Raw genomic sequence first — 17263 nt, 5'->3', positions numbered from 1 at the left:
CCGACCGTCATTGGGTCGGTACTGGTCGCGTCAGTCGCAGCAGGTTGGCGTTTGGGCCATCCGTCAAGATGTGGATGGAGCCATCCGGCGCGACCTTGACGTCGCGCATGCGCTCGTCCCGGTCGGCGAGCAGGATTTCCTGTCCGATGATGCGGCCATTCTCGCGCTTGATCCGACGCACGCCACGCTCCTTGAGCGCCGGCACGAGCAGGTCGCCTCGCCACTCGGGAAATAGCGCGCCATCGTAGATGGCCAGACCAGCCGGAGCGATCGACGGGGTCCACTCCAGAACGGGTGATTCATAGCCGTCCAGCCGCTGGAACGGACTGACCTTCGCGAACGAGTAGTCGAGCCCGCCCGTGACGATCGGCCAGCCGTAGTTGCCCCCCGGACGGATCAAGTTGATCTCGTCGCCGCCACGTGGGCCATGCTCCGATATCAGGAGGGAGCCGTCGGCGGGATCGACGGTGACGCCCTGGACGTTGCGATGACCGAGACTGAGGATTTCCGGTGCCGCGTCGGGATTTCCCACGAAGGGGTTGTCGCTTGGCGGATTTCCCTCCCGGTCGAGCCGCACCAGCTTGCCGAGATGATTTGACAGGTTCTGCGCTTCTTCACGCCATACGTTGCCGTCGCCCAGGGTGAGGATCAGCGTATGGTCCCGCAGGAAGGCGACGCGACCACCATTGTTCCCGTCGCTCGCCTTGGGGGTCGAGTCGAACAGGATGCGGATGTCCTCGAGGCGATCCTCCGCCAGCTTGGCCCGAACGAGGCGGGTTCCGTTGGCGCCTGTCTCTCCATGGGACATGGTCAGATATACCAGACCATTTCCGGGGAAATCGGGATCGAGCACGATCTCCATGAGACCGCTGGTGCCCTCGCGATGGATCGGCGGGAGACCGTCGAGGTTGATCCACGAGCGCGTTCCAGACGCCGCGATGGATAGCAATTGTCCTTGGCGCAGCGTGACGAGCCGCCGCCCGTCGGGCAGGATCGCCACCGACCAGGGGTGATCGAGCCCAGCCGCGACGGTTTCGACGACATGGGTTGAAGCATCCGCGTGAGGGACGGCCTCCTCCGCCTGGGAGGTATTCGTCAGCGGCAGGATTGGAACCGCGGCCAACGTCAGCAACGCGATGGCACGGCGAGCGGCTTTCCTCATGGTCGAACTCCCGACCGTGAAAGGCGCGCGTGGACGAACCCGCCGAACGCACCGGTCACGCACACGAGGGCGAGCCCGCTCGGACCCCGGACAGCCGCCACCAGCGTCGGCATCGGCGTGAAGTAGCCCATCACCGAAAAGGCCGTCCATAAACCCGCGACACCGGCGGCGCCCAGGATAGGCGTGCGCCAACGGGGCGGCAGCGCCTTGGCCACCGCATGGGCCACGAGAAGGGCCGGCAGGAGTGCGGCGGCGGCGATGGCGGCCATGACCGGGCCGAAGGTCACGAGGTCCTGGAGTGTGGTGGCGGCCCGCAACGACGCGGTCAAGGGCACGTCGAACCGGGCGAGCGCCGCCAAGTTGATCTGGGTCTGGACGATGCTTCCAGCGGCCGCCGTCACCAGGACGGCGGCGAGGAAAGCGGCGACGAGCCGGAGACCACGCCTCATCAGGATCCCCGACGCCGCGTTGGGACGATCCTCTCGCCTTTCCCCATGGTCATGGATTGGCGGTGTCCGGTGCCGCTTCCACCGCGTGACGGAGCCAGACCATTCCACCCTCCAGGACCTCGCAGCCGATCAGCCGAAGCGCTCGCCCGGCACCGGGGCGCTCGCCATCCTCGCCGTGATAATCGACGATCGCCTGTACTCCCGCCAAGCCATCGACCGCTGGAAAGATCAGGGTGCTGAACTCGTCGATCAGCCGGTTCTTGAGAAACGAGCCATTGATGCCGCCGCCGCCTTCCAAGAGCAGCTTCTTGACGCCGAAGACGGTGGCGAGTTGGGTCATGGCCCCTGCGAGGTCATCGCCTTTCGGCCCGGCGAAGATGTATGAGACCCCGTCTTCCCGGAGTTCGGCGAGGTAAGCGTCCGAAACCTCCTCACCCAGGATGGCGACGATGTGATCGCCACCGACATGGTCCTTGCCGTAACGCACCCGTCCAGATGGGTCGATCGCTATGGCGAGCTTCCGGCCATGCCGATCGGCGACATGAGGTTCACGCGCCACGCTGGGCGCGTCGGCGATCGTCCTCTCCGGACCCTTAGCCATCTCGGCCATCGTCTTCCGGCCGACGATCCAGCCATCGGCGTCGAATCGGCCCGCCACCTCCTCGTAATGTCCCTTCAACACTTTGGCCGGGATGCCAGCGGCGGCGGCCGTGAAACGGCTGGGATGAAGCCGGCCATCAAGGGAGGTTTCCATATGGCAGATAATGTGAGGGCGCATGGCGAAATGTCTCGATAATTCATGGGGAGGCGTGGAAAGCCTGTGTGGCGACCACCTCGGGCATGGCAGGTATATAGGTGAATGTCCCGTGATGATCAGACGTGAAATCACGCGTGATCTTGTGACCGAGGCTCATGAATGCCCGGCGGTGGTGCCCAGAGGAAGAGCCGGCTGACAACAGCCGGATCCTCCGGCTGACCCCATTCACCGGAAGCATGGCTGCAATCCGGTACTGGCGCCGTTCAGACACTCCCATATGCTTGAACGCCGCGTAGATCGACCAATATGTTAGCATCCTAATAATAAGCTAGCTTGGTTGAGTTCATGAACACCAACACCGCCAATCTCAGGGCGGCTTTCGGATTTCGGCTGGCGCGGATCGCGCGGCGATGGCGCCGGGAAATCGACGATGGCCTGAGGCCCTATGGGTTGACCGAGGCGACCTGGATGCCGCTGCTCCACCTGTCCCACATGGGAAACGAGGCGAAGCAGAAGGATCTCGCAGCCTCCTTGGATATCGAGGGCGCCTCGCTGGTCCGCCTGCTCGACGCGCTGGAAACCTCCGGCCTCGTCGAACGGTTCGATCACGAGACCGACCGGCGCGCCAAGGTGGTGCGGCTGACCGAGCGTGGGCTGGATGTCCTGGACGGCGTCAACGGCGTCGCGGCGGCCATCCGCCGGCGGCTGATGATGGGTGTGCTGGACGACGAGATCGCCTCGGCGCTGCGCACCTTCGACCGGATCGAACAGAGCTTCGACCCGGAGGCGCTGGACGTGGCGGTCCACGCCATCAAGCGGGTCGAAGGCTGACCGCCGACCCATGTTCCTGTTCGACACCCGCAACCTGCTGTTCGCGGCCAAGGCGTTCGGCGCCTCAATGCTGGCCCTGTACATCGCCTTCGCGATGGACCTGCCGCGCCCGTCGTGGTCGATGCTGACCGTCTTCATCGTCGCCCAGCCCTACACCGGCATGGTCATGTCGAAGGCGGCGTATCGGGTGCTTGGCACGGTCATCGGCTCGGTCGTCGCCGTCATCGCGACGACCACCTTCAGCGGATCGCCGGAACTGCTCAGCCTGTTCATGGCGCTGTGGGTCGGGTTCTGCGTCTATGTCACCGTGCTCGACCGCACGCCGCGCAGCTACGCCTTCATGCTGGCCGGCTACACGGCGGGCATCATCGCCTTCCCCGTGGTCGACACGCCGTACCTGATCTTCGACACCGCCATCGCCCGTTGCCAGGAGATCATCCTGGGCATCCTGTGCATGGTCGTGGTCAGCCAAGTCGTGTTTCCCCAGCGCGTCGGAACCCAGTTGATGGGCCGCCTGACGGCATGGCTGGACGACGCGGGGCGCTGGAGCGCCGACGTGTTGACCGAGGCCAGCACGGGAGCCGCCGCCGAGGCCGACCGGCACCGGCTGATCGTCAACGCCGCCGCCTTGGACGCGCTGCGGGTCCACGCCAGTTATGACACGCCCGAGATGCGGACGGCGGAGGCCGGCGTGCGCCGATTGCAAAGACGCCTTCAGATGCTGCTGTCCAACGTGGTGTCGACACAGGACCGGCTGGTGGCGCTCCGCCGCGACCGGCCAGACTTGGCCGACGGATTGCGACCGCTGCTGGGCGACGTCTCCGCCTGGATCCAGGGTCCGGGGGAGGCCTCGAACGCGACGGGCGGTGACGCTGTCCGCGACGGCCTGCTCGCCCGGATCGACGCGGCGGCGCCGAGCGACACCGATATCCGGCGCGACGCCGACGCCTTGCTGGTCCGGTCGCTGCTGGCCCGGGTCCGCGACCTGATCACGTATTGGGACGAAAGCGGCAAGCTCCGCGCCGCCATCCAGACCGGCGCCCGCGTCACCTCGCGGGAAGGCGTGCCATCGCTTCACCGCGACCACTTGGCCGCCGCCCTGTCAGGTGTCGCGGCGGTGGTATCGGTGGCGCTCTGCGTCGGCTTCTGGATCGCCACCGGCTGGTCGCACGGCTATCTGGCCGCGATGATGAGCGCCGTGGGAGCAAGCCTGTTCGCGACGCTCGACAATCCCGCCCAGGCGACCGCCAAGTTCCTCAACCTCGCGGTCGTCGCCATGGTGATCGCCAGTGGCTACCTGCTCTTCGTACTGCCCGCCGTCACCAGCTTTCCCATCCTGGTCCTGGTGCTGGTGCCCGTCTTCATCCCCTTGGCGGCGGCCATGGCGTCGCCGCTGCATTTTCCGGTCGCCCTGCCGGTGCTGATCACCACGGCGGCCACGCTGGCGCTCCAGAACAGCTTCACCATCGACTACGCCGACTTCGTCAATGGCGGCATCGCCCAGGTGGTCGGTCTCGGTTCGGCGGTGGTGGCGCTCAAGCTGGTTCGGTCGCTGGGCGCGGACTGGACGGTCCACCGCCTGATGGCCGCCATCCGCCACGATCTGGCCCGGCTGGCGGCAGGCGACGCAAGGCTGGACCGCCACCGCTTCGAGGGGCGGATGTACGACCGGCTCAGCGGACTGGTGCCGCGGCTGGCCCTGGTCTCCGCCGAGCCGGAAGGGCGCGACCTGATGCGCGATGCGCTGGCGGGGCTGCGGGTCGGCCTCAATCTACTGGCGCTCCGCCGCGACCGCTCGGCCTTGCCGAAAGGCGCCGCCGAGGAACTGTCGCGCGTGCTGGCGGCGGTCGGCGGCCACTTCGCCAGTTCCGGCGGAGAGCGTTCGGTGGAGGAACTTCGCGGCGTCCTGGACGCCGCCGTCGCGCGGCTGTCCGCGATGGAGACCGGTGACGCCGGCACCGAGGTGCTGCTGTCGCTGTTCGGCATCCGGCAGGCGCTCGTCCACTTCCAGCGGCCGGCCTGAGATCGGGCCCCGCCGCCCCAGCGAAGAACATGTGACATGAAAGAACTCGACATCGCCGGCGTGTACATCACGCCGATGCTCGGCTGGGCGATCCTGGCGCTGGTGATCTGGTCGCTGCTGCGGCGGGGGATCGATCGGCTGGGTGCGTCACGCTGGATCTGGCACCGCGGACTGTTCGACGCGGCGCTGTTCATCATCGTCCTGGGTGGCGTGGTGTCGGCGATTGGCTAACGGAAAAACATCGACATGAAATCCAAAATCTCCCTCGCCCGCGTCGCGATCACCCTGGTGGTCGTCGCCCTCGCCGCCATCGTCGGCTGGTACATGTGGGACTATTACATGGAGCGGCCCTGGACCCGCGACGGCCGCGTCCGCGCCGATGTGGTCCAGGTGGCGCCCGATGTCTCCGGCATGGTCGCCAGCATCGCCGTACGCGACAACCAGCATGTCCGGCGCGGCGACGTGCTGTTCACCATCGACCAGGACCGCTACCGCATCGCTGTGGCGCAGGCCGAGGCGATGGTGGAAAGCCGCCGCGCCGACATGGCGCAGCACGAGCGCGACATGGAACGCCAGCAGCGGCTCGGCTCCAACGTCGTCTCGGTTTCCGACCGGGAAAATGCCGAGTCCGCCTACGCGATCACCCAGGCCAGCCACCGCCAAGCGCAAGCCGACCTGGAACTCGCCAAGCTCAACCTGCGACGGACGGAGGTCCGCGCCGTGGTGGATGGCTACGTCACCAACCTGGAGCTCCATGTCGGCGATTACGTCCAAGCCGGCGGCGCCGCGCTGGCGGTGGTCGACAGCAACTCGTTCCATGTCGTAGGCTATTTCGAGGAGACCAAGCTGCCGCGCATCGCTCCCGGCGCCCGCGTCGCCGTGGCGCTGATGGGGCTGGGGCAAACCTTCGAAGGCCATGTCGACAGCATCGCGAGCGGTATCGTGGACCGGGAGCGCAGCGCCAGCCCGGACTTGCTGGCGAACATCAACCCGACGTTCACCTGGGTCAGGCTGGCCCAGCGGATACCCGTCCGGATCACGCTGGACAACCTGCCGGAGGGATGGCAGCCCCGGGCAGGCCTTACGGCGACCGTCACCGTCCTGACCGATCCAATGACTGCGGAACAGGCACCCTGACAGCAACTTCGAGAGAGGCTCAGCCGATGCGGCTCTGGATCAAGGACCCCCTCGCCATCCTGGCCGACGGCGCCGAGCGCGGTGTCGTCATCGACCAGGGCCGCATCGTCGAACTCGTCGCCGCCGGCCGCGAACCCGTGACGCCGGCGGATCGGGTTTTCGACGCCGGCGAGCACGTCATCGTTCCAGGGCTGATCAACACGCATCACCATTTCTACCAGACACTCACCCGCGCCCTGCCCGCCGCCCTGGACAAGGAGCTGTTCCCTTGGCTGAAGGCGCTCTATCCCGTTTGGGCGCGGCTGGACGAAGCGGCGCTGGAATCGGCCGTCACGGTCGCGATGGCGGAATTGATGCTGTCGGGCTGCACCACGACCACCGATCACCACTACGTCTTCCCGGCGGGGCTGGAGAACGCGATCGATGTCGAGGTCGCGGTCGCGCGCCGGCTCGGCATGCGCGCCGTGCTGACGCGCGGTTCCATGAACCTGTCGGAGCGTGACGGCGGTTTGCCACCGGACAGCGTGGTGCAGGACGAGGACACCATCCTGGCCGACAGCCAGCGCCTGATCGAGAGCCACCACGAGCGGGGCGACGCCGACGGCAACGGGGCAATGGTCCAGATCGCGCTGGCACCGTGCTCGCCATTCTCGGTCACCCGCTCGCTGATGGTCAAGACGGCGGAACTGGCCGTCCGGCAGGGCGTGCGCCTGCACACCCATCTGGCCGAGACGGAGGACGAGAACGCCTTCTGCCTGGAGACCATGGGTCACCGCCCGTTGGATTATCTGGAGGAATGCGGCTGGCTCAACGATCGGGTCTGGCTGGCCCACGGCATCCATTTCACCCCCGCCGAGATCGACCGTCTGGCGGCGGCCGGCACGGCGGTCACCCACTGCCCGTGCAGCAATCAGGTCTTAGCGTCGGGCACCTGCCCGGTCCACGGCATGGAGAGCGCCGGGGTCACGGTAGGGCTCGGAGTGGACGGCTCGTCGTCGGCCGACAGTTCCAACCTGATCCAGGAGGTCCGAGCCGCCTTCCTGCTGCAACGGCTGAGGTATGGCGTGTCGGCGGTCAGCCACCGCGACGCGCTCCGCTGGGCCACCCAGGGTTCCGCCGCCTGCATCGGCCGCGGCGGCGATCTCGGGACCATCGCCCTCGGCTACCAAGCCGATCTGGCGCTGTTCAAGCTGGATGAGCCGCGCTTCGCGGGCCACGGCGACCCACTGGCGGCCTTGGTCCTGTGTGGAGCCCACCGCGCCGACCACGTCATGATCGCGGGCCGCTGGACGGTCGAGAATGGCCGGATCGCCGGATTGGAGATCGGCGATCTGGTCCGCATCCACCAAGCCATCAGCCGGCGGATGACGGCATCCCTCTGACGGCGAGCCGTGACGTCAAACCGTGGCCGCGACCGTGCCGAATCCTCGCAGCGGCATGTCCTCGGGTCGGCGCAGCCAGTTGTCGTCGGGATAGTCGCAGGCGCCGTCGATGACATGGAGGGTATAGGCGCCGCGGGGCTGCGGCGAGTGGTTGGGCCCGCTGCGATGGGGCGTCAGGCCATGCATCACGATCAGTGTGCCGGCGGGGGCCTCCAGCGGCACGAAATCGGCGGAGGCGAAATCATCCTCGGGGCCGATCCGCTCCAGCTTGGCGCCGCCATCGGGAACCCGGCGGTAGCGCGACAGCAGACCGCGCCGGTGGCCGCCAGGCTCCACCCACATGCAGCCATTATCGACATTGGCATCCTCCAGCGCGAACCAGAAGCCCAGCACGCTGGATGGCTCGGTGTAGAGCCACGTCGCGTCCTGGTGGCACTTGACCTCGCCGCCGGTATGCGCCTGCTTGAAGATCACCATGGATTGCAGCAACAAGGGCTCGGACATGCCGAGCTGATCGCAGATCCGGGCGAGCCGCCTATCCCGTGAGAAGCCGTCGAACAGCGGATCGAGGTCGTGGAGCGCGTGGCCTATCTTGTCCACTCCCTGCCATCCAGGCTCCCTGGCGCCATAGGGGATCGCGGCCGCGCCATGCCGCTCGGGATCGAGGAAGACCCTGATCTTGTCGCCGGAGGTCAGGAAGTAGCCCTCGTGTTCGATGTCGTCGACCCTGGGGTTGAACGCCATCCGCCTGACTTCCCAAGCCAATTGGGCGGCCAATGCCCGCGAATAGTCCAGCAGCGCCGAGCAGTCGGATTTTGGAACGAAACGTGGCAGCACCAAATACCCCTCGGATTGGAAAGCTGCGATCTGTTCCTTGTTCAGCACCGGACCTGATCCTTGGCTAATGTTCAAACTGAAAGCGGATAAACCGTTCAGATCACCGCTTGGCCCCTTTTCCACAGTGTTTATATAGAAAGTAATATCCATCTTGGCAGGCTAATGGCAGGGTTAGGCGCGCATTCCCTGCCTCGATTGGAGCTTCACCATGTAACAATCCAAGCTCGTCACGGTCGAAAACTTTCAAAACTTGAATTAAGTCATCTCCACAAAACATGTACTTGCCATATTTTTTTATCTTCACTGGTCAAGGCGCCACAATGTCATGGTTAACACAGAGCCACGAAGGGTTTTTACGAGGTATTACATCCGATCGCGGGGCCTAGCCGCCACGTCAGCCCCCGAATGGAATAGAATAGTGGATCACACCGGCCAGCGGCGATACACAGGGACACACCACCCGCCGGGCACGGGAATTGCCAAGTTCCGGCGACGGCCATTAGGAACAGGAAGTCGATGATGCTGGACTCACCCAAAACCCGCTCCCGCCGGACGGTCCTCACCCACCTGCTCCGAGGTGTCGCTGGTATAGCCTTGGCAACCATCATGACGGGCATCGTGACGGAAGCCTCCGGCGGCGCCGCGGCCGCCGAGCCGGTCAGGATCGGCGAGATCAACAGCTACACCGGCCTGCCCGCTTTCACCCTGCCCTACCGCAACGGCTGGGAGTTGGCGGTGGCGGAAATCAACGCCAATGGTGGGGTTTTGGGCGGTCGGATGCTCGAGGTGATTTCCCGCGACGACGGCGGCAAGCCGGATGACGCCGTGCGCGTCGCCAACGAGTTGGTGTCGAACGAGAAGGTCGACGTGCTCGCCGGCACCTTCTTCAGCCATATCGGATTGGCGGTCAGCGACTACGCGCTGCGCACCAAGAAGCTGTTCATGGCGGCCGAGCCGCTGACCGACGCGATGACCTGGGAGAAGGGCAACCGCTACACCTTCCGCCTGCGCCCCTCGACCTACATGCAGGCCGCCATGCTGGTCGAGCAGGCGGCGGCGCTGCCGGCGAAGCGCTGGGCCACCGTGGCGCCGAACTACGAATATGGCCAGTCGGCGGTCACCATCTTCAAGCAGCTGCTCAAGGAGAAACGTCCGGACGTCGAGTTCGTCGCCGAGCAATGGCCGGCGCAGGGCAAGATCGACGCCGGATCGACCGTGCAGGCGCTGGCGGCGGCGGAGCCGCAAGCGATCTTCAACGTGACCTTCGGCCCCGATCTCGCCCGGCTGGTTCGCGAAGGCACCACGCGCGGCGCGTTCGACGGCGTGTCGGTCGTCAGCCTGCTGACCGGCGAGCCGGAATACCTCGACCCGATGAAGGGCGAGGCCCCAACCGGCTGGATCGTCACCGGCTATCCGTGGGACCAGATCGACACCCCCGCGCACAAGGCCTTCCTCGACGCCTACCAGGCCAAGTACGGCGACTACCCGCGGCTCGGCTCGATCGTCGGCTACACCACGATCAAGTCGATCGCCGCCGCCATCGAGAAGGCCGGCTCGACCGAAACCGAGGCGATGGTCGACGCCATGAAGGGACTGAAGGTCGACAGCCCCTTCGCCCAGATCACCTATCGCGCCATCGACCATCAGGCCACCATGGGTGCCTATGTCGGCACCATCGCGGTCAAGGACGGCAAGGGTACCATGATCGAGTGGACCTACGCCGACGGCGCCGATTACCTGCCGGCCGACGACGTCGTCCTCAAGCGCCGTCCGCAGTAACCCACGCCAAATCAGCACAGATGGGTTTCTATCTCGTCCAGTTCCTGGGTGGCCTCGCCCAGGCGTCGTCGCTGTTCCTCGTCGCGGCGGGATTGTCGATCATCTTCGGCGTCACCCGGATCGTCAATTTCGCCCATGGCTCGTTCTACATGCTGGGCGCCTATCTCGCCTACACGCTGGCCGAGCGAATGGGCGGCGCGGTCGGGTTCTGGAGCGCCATCGCCCTGGCGGCGGTCGCCACCGGGGTGGTCGGCGTCGTGATGGAGTTGCTGGTGCTGCGGCGGCTGTACCGAGGACCGGAGCTTTTCCAGCTGCTCGCCACCTTCGGCGTCGTCCTGATCGTGCAGGATGTGGCGCTGCTGATTTGGGGACCCGAGGACCTGCTGGGACCGCGGGCGCCGGGCCTGGAGGGCGTCGTCCGCATCCTGGGGCGGCCATTCCCGAAATACGAGCTGCTGCTGATAGCACTGGGTCCAATCGTGCTGGGCCTGCTCTGGCTGCTGTTCCACCGCACCCGCTGGGGCACGCTGGTGCGGGCGGCGACCCAGGACCGGGAGATGACGGCGGCGCTTGGCATCAACCAGACCTGGCTGTTCACCTCCGTCCTGTTCGTTGGTTCCCTGCTGGCCGGACTGGGCGGCGCCTTGCAGATCCCACGCGAGGCGGTCAACCTGCACATGGACATCAACATCGTCGTCGAGGCGTTCGTCGTGGTCGTGGTCGGCGGCATGGGCAGCGTCGGTGGCGCCTTCCTGGCGGCGGTGCTGATCGGCCTGATCCAGGCCTTCGGCATCCTGGTCTTTCCCCAGATCACCCTGGTGGTCGTCTTCCTGTTCATGGCGGTCGTGCTGGTGGTGCGGCCCCATGGCCTGATGGGGCGCCAGCAGGCGACGGCGCGCGGTGCTGGACACGTGCCGGAGGCCCCCATCCACGCCTCCGGAATGATGGGACGCGTGGCGGCGGTTGGCCTGTTGGTGGTTTTGGCGGCCTTGCCCGCGCTGTTTGGCGACTACGCCCTGGCGGTATTGACCGAGATGATGATCCTGGCGCTGTTCGCCGCCAGCCTGCATTTCATCATGGGACCAGGCGGCATGGTGTCGTTCGGCCACGCGGCCTATTTCGGTCTGGGAGCCTATGGCGCGGGGCTGCTGGTCAAGCACTTGTCGGGCGGTATGGTCGCCGGGCTGGTCTCGGCTCCCCTGTTCGCGGGGCTGGGAGCGCTGCTGTTCGGCTGGTTCTGCGTCCGGCTGTCGGGTGTCTACCTGGCGATGCTGACGCTGGCCTTCGCGCAGATCGTCTGGTCGATCGCGTTCCAATGGTACGCGGTGACGGGAGGCGACAACGGCATCCTGGGCGTTTGGCCTGACGGCTGGGCGTCACCACGCTGGGCGTTCTACTATCTATCGTTGGTGCTGTGCGCCGGCGGCGTCCTGATGCTGCGGCGGGTGATCTTCTCGCCATTCGGCTACGCGCTGCGCGCCGGCCGGGATTCGCCGCTGAGGGCGGACGCGGTCGGCATCGACGTTCGGCACCTGCAATGGCTGGCCTTCACCGTCGCCGGAGCCTTCGCCGGGTTGGCCGGCGGGCTCTACGCCTATTCCAAGGGCAGCGTCTTCCCCACCCTGATGGCGATCCCGCGCTCGGTCGATGGGCTGGTGATGGTGCTGCTTGGGGGTGTCCAGACGCTGACCGGGCCGCTGGTCGGTGCCGCCGTGTTCCATGCGCTCAACACCGAGATGGTCCGGTACACCGACCACTGGAGGCTGACGCTCGGCGTCGCCATCGTCCTGCTCGTGGTGATCTTCCCGCAAGGCATTGTTGGGACGCTGGCGCGGCTGCCCTTCTTCCGGCGGAAGGAGGCTTGAGCGTGGCGGTCCTCGAAGTCTCCGGCCTGACGAAGTCGTTCGGCGGCGTCCAGGCGGTCAAGGGAGTCGGATTCTCGGTGGAGGCGGGCGAGTTGCTGGCGCTGGTCGGCCCGAACGGCGCCGGCAAGACCACCTGCTTCAACATGCTGAACGGTCAGATCCGCCCCGATGCCGGTGATGTCAGGCTGGCGGGCGTCAGCATCGCGGGCAAGTCGCCGCGCCGGATCTGGCGGATGGGGGTTGGCCGCACCTTCCAGATCACCGCCACCTTCGGCTCGATGACCGTGCTGGAGAACATCCAGATGGTCCTGCTGTCGCACCACCGGAACATCCACGACCTGTGGACGCGCGCGACCCGCCGCCACGCCGACGCCGCCCTGGCGCTGCTCGACCGGGTCGGCATGGCGTCCCAGGCCAGCCGGCCCTGCGGCGTGCTGGCCTATGGCGATCTCAAGCGGGTGGAACTGGCGATGGCGCTGGCGGGCGAACCCCGACTTCTGCTGATGGACGAGCCGACCGCCGGAATGGCCCCGGCCGAGCGGATCGACCTGATGGCGCTGACGGCGGATCTGGTCCGGGAGCGTGGCATCGCGGTGCTGTTCACCGAGCACGACATGGATGTCGTCTTCACCCACGCCGATCGGATCATCGTGCTGAACCGGGGTGAGCTGATCGCGGAAGGTCCACCGGCGGCCGTCCGCGCAAATCCCCATGTCCAGGAGGTCTATCTCGGCAGTGGATCTATGTACGGCCACGCCGGGGGAAAGACGCCATGACGGGTTCGACGAGCGACGCCATCCTGACCGTCGAGGCGCTGAACGCCTATTACGGCCGCGCCCACATCCTGTCCGACGTGGCGCTCCAGGCCGGGCGCGGCGAGGTGGTGGCGCTGATCGGGCGCAATGGCGCCGGCAAGTCCACGACCTTCAAGTCGATCATGGGCCTCGTCGACGACCGGCGCGGGCGGATCACCTTCGCCGGCAATGACATCTCGCGCAGCGCCCCCCACGAGATCGCGAGGCTGGGTCTCGGCTACGTGCCGGAGGACAGGAGGATCTTCACCGATCTGACGGTCATGGAGAACCTGGAGGTCGGGCGCCAGCGCCCTCGCGAGGGCGCGCCGGAGTGGACGCCGGAGCGGCTGTTCACGCTGTTCCCCAACCTGGCGGAGATGCGCGGGCGGCTCGGCGGCGGCATGAGCGGCGGCGAGCAGCAGATGTTGACCATCGCCCGCACGCTGATGGGCAATCCGCTGGCGATCCTGCTGGACGAGCCGTCGGAGGGGCTGGCACCCCGGATCGTCGAGATGATGGCCCACGCCATCATCGGCCTCAAGGCCGAAGGGCAGACCATCATCCTGTCGGAGCAGAACCTGCACTTCGCCGGCTTGGTCAGCGACCGCGCCCACGTCATCGAGAAGGGCCGCATCCGCTTCGGCGGCACCATGCGGGAACTCGCCGCCGACGAGGCGGTGCGGCGCGCCTACCTGACCCTGTGACGGCTAATCGACATCCTCGTTATAGGAGGTGATGGCGAGTTCGACCATCCGCTCCAGGACTTGGTCGATATCCACGCTGGAGCTGGCCTCGTCCACCAGCATCTCCTCGAGATAGGTTCGGAGACTGAACGGCTGGACCTCGCCGTTCTCGTGCGACGCGGTCAGCGGCATCTCCCCAAGGGCCTTGGCGGCCCGCTTCAATCTGGCTTTCTGCATTTCCTATTCCTGTAGTCGCCGCGATACCATATCGTCCGGCCAATAACGTTTGGTACCAGAGTATGTCACCCAGGAAGGTTTGAAATGTTCCTTTCGACCGTGGAGGGTCGCTATTGGGTCGAGTTGATCGACCAGGCGACAGCGGATTGGGAAAGTTTCCGCATGAACCATGCCGTGGCCAAGTACTTCGCCAAGCACATCACCGATCGGCGGGCGATCCCGCGCGGCGACTTCGCCGATGTCCGCTTCTTCTCGCTGCGCGACCGCAACGCCGAACCGGTTTCGACCGCGATGATCCAGCCCAAGCGGATCGATGTCGGCGTCGCCTACGCCAACCGCTCGCCCTTCCCCAACTTCATGGAGGATTACTCGATCCTGGCGCGCCACCTGCGCGTCGCGTTCGATACCCGGTGCTATCCCTACGGCCGGTGATCCCCACGGCGGGTGTCCCCTAACACGGCTAAAGCGGCACGCCAATTGCTCCTCCTTCGCCGACACGTGAAATCTGGCGGATTCCCGACAGAATCCCCGCGGAGAGGAGCTGAAGATGGTTTCAAAGCTGACATTGGCCCTGCGCTTGGCCCGCCGGCTTCCCGAGGACGCCCCGTTGCTCGCCGAGTTGCGCGAGGACAAGACGATCCGCAGGACGTTGGACGCGCACGATGTCTTGGTCGCCGCCGCGCGGGAGCGCCGGATCGTGACCGTCGCGGACTTGTCCGCCGCCGTCAAGCTGCCGCTGACCGGCACGGCACAGGCCGCCAACGCCAAGCAGATCGCCACCATCCTGGCCGCCCTGACGACCTACGACTTCGAGGAGGCGTGTCCCCTGCTGGCGGCCCTGGTCCGCCGCAAGGCTGGCAAGCGCCCGCCGCCCGCCTTCTTCGCCCTGGTCGACGACCTCGGCATGCTGGCGTCCTATGACGACGAGGACGCGTTCCTGGAGGATGAGACCGCCCGCGTCCATCGCGCCTGGGCCGCCTGAGCTTCCTTTCCCCCGGGCGCCCTCGGGGTATATCATGGCGTGTCACCGCGACGTGACGCGCCTCGCCCTGTGGGAGCTTGCCGATGTTCGACTTGACCACGCTGACGGCGGAGGCGTTCGGGCAGGAGATTTGCGACGTCTACCGCAACACGTTCGGTGGCCGCGAGCCTCACCGGGCGGATTTCCTGGCTTCGGCCGCGCGCCTCGCGGTGGAGCGGATCGCCAACAGCGACGCGCTCTACCACGACGTCCACCACACCATCATGGTGACCCTGGTCGGTCAGGACATCCTGCGCGGCCGGATCATCTCGCAGCGGGTGACGCCGGTCGACTGGGTCCACTTCCTGCTGGCGCTGATGACCCATGATATCGGCTATGTCCGGGGCGTGGTTCCGGGAGACACCGCCGATACCTGCGTCATCGATCCGCAAGGCAACTCGATCCGCCTGCCGCGGGGCTCGACCGACGCCTTCCTGGCGCCCTACCATGTGGAGCGGTCGAAGATGTTCGTCCGCGCCCGGTTCGGCGGCGACGCCGAGATCGACGTGGAGCGGGTGACACGCGGCATCGAGTTGACCCGTTTCCCGGTGCCGAACGACGGCGACCACGACGCGGTGGAGACGGAGCCCGGTCTGGTCCGCGCCGCCGACCTGATCGGGCAACTGGCCGATCCGATGTACCTGCGCAAGATCTCCGGCCTCTACTACGAGTTCCTGGAGACCGGAGTCGCCGAACGGCTGGGCTATCGCTCGCCCGCCGATCTGGTCGACCACTACCCGGAGTTTTTCTGGACCCGGATCGAACCTTTCGTCGGCGCTGGCCTCCGCTATCTGGAGCTGACCAGTTCGGGCAAGAACTGGATCGCCAACCTGTACAGCCACGTCTTCTCGGTGGAGCACCACCGCCGCAGCCTCGGCCCCCATATCCCGGCGGCGGGACCGACCGTTCCGTGACGGTTCCGCCACCGATCCGGCGGATCATTTGACCAGTGGACAACCCCCGTCCTCGATCGGACGGAACGCCTTTTCCGCCGGGATGGTTGAGACCAGATCGTAATAGTCCCAGGGCTGCGAGGACCGCTCGGGCGGTTTGACCTGGAACAGGTACATGGCGTGGATCACCCTGCCGTCCGGCCTGATCGTGACCGGGCCGAACAGGGGATCGTCGATCGCCGTCTCCTTCATCCGGTCGACCACACGGGTTCCGCCGGCCGTGGGCCCGACCGCGGCCACCGCGTTCAGATAGGCCAGGACCGAGGAATAGACGCCCGCGTGGTTCATGGTCGGCATGGATCCGCCGACCCGCTCGGCGAATCGGCGGCTCCAGTCGCGGGTCCTCTCGTTGAGGTCCCAGTAGAACGCCTCGGTCAAGCGCAGGCCCTGCGCCGTCTCCAATCCCAGGCTGTGGACATCGGACAGGAAGACCAGCAGGCCGGCCAGCGAGCGTCCCTCGTTCAGGACGCCGAACTCCCGCGCCTGCTTGATCGCCGTCACCGCGTCGCCCCCGGCGTTGGCCAGCCCGATCACCTTGGCGCCCGAGGACTGGGCGCGCAGCAGGAAGGAGGAGAAATCCGGCGCCCCCAACGGATGGCGCACACTCCCCAGAACCTTGCCGCCGCTTCGCCGCACGACATCCGACGCGTCCCGCTCCAGCGCTTGGCCGAAGGCGTAGTCCGCCGTCAGGAAGAACCAGCTGTCGCCCCCATCGGCGACCACCGCCGATCCAGTGGCATTGGCCAGTGCCCAGGTGTCGAATGTCCACTGCACGGTGGTGGCGGCGCATTTGGGGCCGGTCAGATCCGACGACGCGACGCTGGAGCCGAGGAAGACGCGGTCGCGGTCGCGCATGATCTCGTTGACCGCGAGGGCGACCGACGTGTTGGGGACATCGACCACCGCCGACACCCCTTCGGTGTCGACCCAGCGGCGGACGATCTCGGCGCCGATATCGGCCTTGTTCTGATGATCGGCGTAGCGGATCTCGACCTGGAACGGCGGCTCGCCGCCCGGCGACGACGCGTTGAAATCCTCCACGGCCAATTGCGCCGCCGCCATCGACCGAAGTCCCGAGAGGTCGGAATACGGGCCGGAACCATCGTTCAGCACGCCGATCCGCACGACGGTCCCATCGTCCGCCACGGCCACACCCGCCAGACATAGAGCCGCGAAAACCGCCCCGATCAGCGCGACGTTACGAAAGGGCATTGCCTGTTCACTCCCTCATATGGTCTTCGGCAGCCAAATTGGCTTCCCCGCGCGCAACATAGCAAATTCGGAATAGACAGTTGCAAGACCCCACGCGGGTCGTGACAAAGCACGCAAAATAACGCTATCTTCCCGCCGGTC

General features: G+C 66.4%; 18 protein-coding genes. 12 read left to right on the top strand and 6 right to left on the bottom strand.

Annotated elements, in window-relative coordinates:
- Positions 1-7: 7 nt before the first annotated feature.
- From N825_RS03030 to N825_RS03020, 3 genes are read right to left on the bottom strand one after another with little or no spacing between them, the layout of a single operon-like run.
- On the bottom strand, positions 8-1162 hold the full coding sequence (locus tag N825_RS03030) for a PQQ-dependent sugar dehydrogenase (RefSeq protein WP_037446854.1): 1155 nt from the start codon (positions 1160-1162) through the stop codon (positions 8-10).
- Positions 1159-1611 carry a hypothetical protein gene (locus tag N825_RS39630; RefSeq protein ID WP_037446852.1) on the bottom strand — a complete coding sequence of 151 codons (453 nt, stop codon included), beginning with the start codon at positions 1609-1611 and terminating at the stop codon, positions 1159-1161. The genes N825_RS03030 and N825_RS39630 overlap by 4 nt, the downstream gene beginning before the upstream one ends.
- Before the next feature lie 49 nt (positions 1612-1660).
- A complete protein-coding gene (locus N825_RS03020; RefSeq protein WP_037446849.1) occupies positions 1661-2389 on the bottom strand; it encodes a dihydrofolate reductase family protein in 729 nt (242 codons plus the stop codon).
- 324 nt (positions 2390-2713) lie between these two features.
- On the opposite strand from N825_RS03020, the gene N825_RS03010 reads away from it, so the two are divergent.
- From N825_RS03010 to N825_RS02990, 5 genes are read left to right on the top strand one after another with little or no spacing between them, the layout of a single operon-like run.
- Positions 2714-3199, top strand: a complete 486-nt coding sequence (locus N825_RS03010; RefSeq protein ID WP_063833622.1) for a MarR family winged helix-turn-helix transcriptional regulator — start codon at positions 2714-2716, stop codon at positions 3197-3199.
- Between the two features lie 10 nt (positions 3200-3209).
- Positions 3210-5222, top strand: coding sequence for an FUSC family protein (locus N825_RS03005; protein WP_051511471.1), 2013 nt, complete (start codon positions 3210-3212; stop codon positions 5220-5222).
- Positions 5223-5258: 36 nt separating this feature from the next.
- Positions 5259-5453, top strand: a complete 195-nt coding sequence (locus tag N825_RS03000; protein ID WP_037446843.1) for a DUF1656 domain-containing protein — start codon at positions 5259-5261, stop codon at positions 5451-5453.
- A gap of 15 nt (positions 5454-5468) precedes the next feature.
- Positions 5469-6359: an efflux RND transporter periplasmic adaptor subunit gene (locus tag N825_RS02995; protein ID WP_037446839.1), complete on the top strand. Its 891-nt coding sequence runs from the start codon at positions 5469-5471 to the stop codon at positions 6357-6359.
- 26 nt (positions 6360-6385) lie between these two features.
- Positions 6386-7741, top strand: a complete 1356-nt coding sequence (locus N825_RS02990) for an 8-oxoguanine deaminase (protein WP_037446836.1) — start codon at positions 6386-6388, stop codon at positions 7739-7741.
- A 15-nt stretch (positions 7742-7756) separates the two neighbouring features.
- Here the strand turns inward: N825_RS02990 and N825_RS02985 are convergent, their stop codons facing one another.
- Positions 7757-8626, bottom strand: coding sequence for a phytanoyl-CoA dioxygenase family protein (locus N825_RS02985; RefSeq protein WP_198038159.1), 870 nt, complete (start codon positions 8624-8626; stop codon positions 7757-7759).
- A 558-nt stretch (positions 8627-9184) separates the two neighbouring features.
- On the opposite strand from N825_RS02985, the gene N825_RS02980 reads away from it, so the two are divergent.
- From N825_RS02980 to N825_RS02965, 4 genes are read left to right on the top strand one after another with little or no spacing between them, the layout of a single operon-like run.
- Positions 9185-10357 (top strand): ABC transporter substrate-binding protein, encoded by a 1173-nt coding sequence (locus N825_RS02980; protein ID WP_037447652.1) that lies wholly within the window; start codon positions 9185-9187, stop codon positions 10355-10357.
- A gap of 20 nt (positions 10358-10377) precedes the next feature.
- A complete protein-coding gene (locus N825_RS02975; RefSeq protein WP_037446833.1) occupies positions 10378-12222 on the top strand; it encodes an ABC transporter permease in 1845 nt (614 codons plus the stop codon).
- Between the two features lie 2 nt (positions 12223-12224).
- Positions 12225-12998: an ABC transporter ATP-binding protein gene (locus tag N825_RS02970; protein WP_425423708.1), complete on the top strand. Its 774-nt coding sequence runs from the start codon at positions 12225-12227 to the stop codon at positions 12996-12998.
- Positions 12995-13720 (top strand): ABC transporter ATP-binding protein, encoded by a 726-nt coding sequence (locus tag N825_RS02965; RefSeq protein ID WP_037446828.1) that lies wholly within the window; start codon positions 12995-12997, stop codon positions 13718-13720. The genes N825_RS02970 and N825_RS02965 overlap by 4 nt, the downstream gene beginning before the upstream one ends.
- Before the next feature lie 3 nt (positions 13721-13723).
- Here N825_RS02965 and N825_RS02960 read toward each other — a convergent pair whose 3' ends face one another.
- The gene (locus N825_RS02960; RefSeq protein ID WP_037446826.1) at positions 13724-13936 is read right to left on the bottom strand and encodes a hypothetical protein; all 213 of its coding nucleotides are present in this window, start codon (positions 13934-13936) and stop codon (positions 13724-13726) included.
- A gap of 84 nt (positions 13937-14020) precedes the next feature.
- Between N825_RS02960 and N825_RS02955 the strand changes: the two genes are divergently transcribed.
- From N825_RS02955 to N825_RS02945, 3 genes are all read left to right on the top strand, one after another.
- Complete coding sequence (locus tag N825_RS02955; protein WP_037446823.1) at positions 14021-14368, top strand: hypothetical protein; 348 nt, start codon at positions 14021-14023, stop codon at positions 14366-14368.
- Between the two features lie 115 nt (positions 14369-14483).
- Complete coding sequence (locus N825_RS02950) at positions 14484-14918, top strand: hypothetical protein (protein WP_157618948.1); 435 nt, start codon at positions 14484-14486, stop codon at positions 14916-14918.
- An 83-nt stretch (positions 14919-15001) separates the two neighbouring features.
- Positions 15002-15871 carry a hypothetical protein gene (locus tag N825_RS02945; protein WP_037446817.1) on the top strand — a complete coding sequence of 290 codons (870 nt, stop codon included), beginning with the start codon at positions 15002-15004 and terminating at the stop codon, positions 15869-15871.
- Positions 15872-15895: 24 nt separating this feature from the next.
- Here N825_RS02945 and N825_RS02940 read toward each other — a convergent pair whose 3' ends face one another.
- Positions 15896-17122 carry an ABC transporter substrate-binding protein gene (locus tag N825_RS02940; RefSeq protein WP_051511470.1) on the bottom strand — a complete coding sequence of 409 codons (1227 nt, stop codon included), beginning with the start codon at positions 17120-17122 and terminating at the stop codon, positions 15896-15898.
- Between the last annotated feature and the right edge of the window lie 141 nt (positions 17123-17263).

The organism is Skermanella stibiiresistens SB22 (genome assembly GCF_000576635.1).
GTDB classification, from domain to species: Bacteria; Pseudomonadota; Alphaproteobacteria; order Azospirillales; family Azospirillaceae; genus Skermanella; species Skermanella stibiiresistens.
The sequence above is the reverse complement of the archived record's forward strand: the minus strand, read 5'-3'. Positions and strand labels throughout refer to the sequence as shown.

Bases quoted from the DNA above. Each gene is read 5' to 3' on its own strand.
- N825_RS02965 (WP_037446828.1), top strand. From the start codon at position 12,995: ATGACGGGTTCGACGAGCGACGCCATCCTGACCGTCGAGGCGCTGAAC.
- N825_RS02945 (WP_037446817.1), top strand. From the start codon at position 15,002: ATGTTCGACTTGACCACGCTGACGGCGGAGGCGTTCGGGCAGGAGATT.
- N825_RS03010 (WP_063833622.1), top strand. From the start codon at position 2,714: ATGAACACCAACACCGCCAATCTCAGGGCGGCTTTCGGATTTCGGCTG.
- N825_RS03000 (WP_037446843.1), top strand. From the start codon at position 5,259: ATGAAAGAACTCGACATCGCCGGCGTGTACATCACGCCGATGCTCGGC.
- N825_RS02975 (WP_037446833.1), top strand. From the start codon at position 10,378: ATGGGTTTCTATCTCGTCCAGTTCCTGGGTGGCCTCGCCCAGGCGTCG.
- N825_RS02995 (WP_037446839.1), top strand. From the start codon at position 5,469: ATGAAATCCAAAATCTCCCTCGCCCGCGTCGCGATCACCCTGGTGGTC.
- N825_RS02960 (WP_037446826.1), bottom strand. From the start codon at position 13,936: ATGCAGAAAGCCAGATTGAAGCGGGCCGCCAAGGCCCTTGGGGAGATG.
- N825_RS03020 (WP_037446849.1), bottom strand. From the start codon at position 2,389: ATGCGCCCTCACATTATCTGCCATATGGAAACCTCCCTTGATGGCCGG.
- N825_RS02940 (WP_051511470.1), bottom strand. From the start codon at position 17,122: ATGCCCTTTCGTAACGTCGCGCTGATCGGGGCGGTTTTCGCGGCTCTA.
- N825_RS02990 (WP_037446836.1), top strand. From the start codon at position 6,386: ATGCGGCTCTGGATCAAGGACCCCCTCGCCATCCTGGCCGACGGCGCC.
- N825_RS02955 (WP_037446823.1), top strand. From the start codon at position 14,021: ATGTTCCTTTCGACCGTGGAGGGTCGCTATTGGGTCGAGTTGATCGAC.
- N825_RS02980 (WP_037447652.1), top strand. From the start codon at position 9,185: ATGACGGGCATCGTGACGGAAGCCTCCGGCGGCGCCGCGGCCGCCGAG.
- N825_RS39630 (WP_037446852.1), bottom strand. From the start codon at position 1,611: ATGAGGCGTGGTCTCCGGCTCGTCGCCGCTTTCCTCGCCGCCGTCCTG.
- N825_RS03005 (WP_051511471.1), top strand. From the start codon at position 3,210: ATGTTCCTGTTCGACACCCGCAACCTGCTGTTCGCGGCCAAGGCGTTC.
- N825_RS03030 (WP_037446854.1), bottom strand. From the start codon at position 1,162: ATGAGGAAAGCCGCTCGCCGTGCCATCGCGTTGCTGACGTTGGCCGCG.
- N825_RS02950 (WP_157618948.1), top strand. From the start codon at position 14,484: ATGGTTTCAAAGCTGACATTGGCCCTGCGCTTGGCCCGCCGGCTTCCC.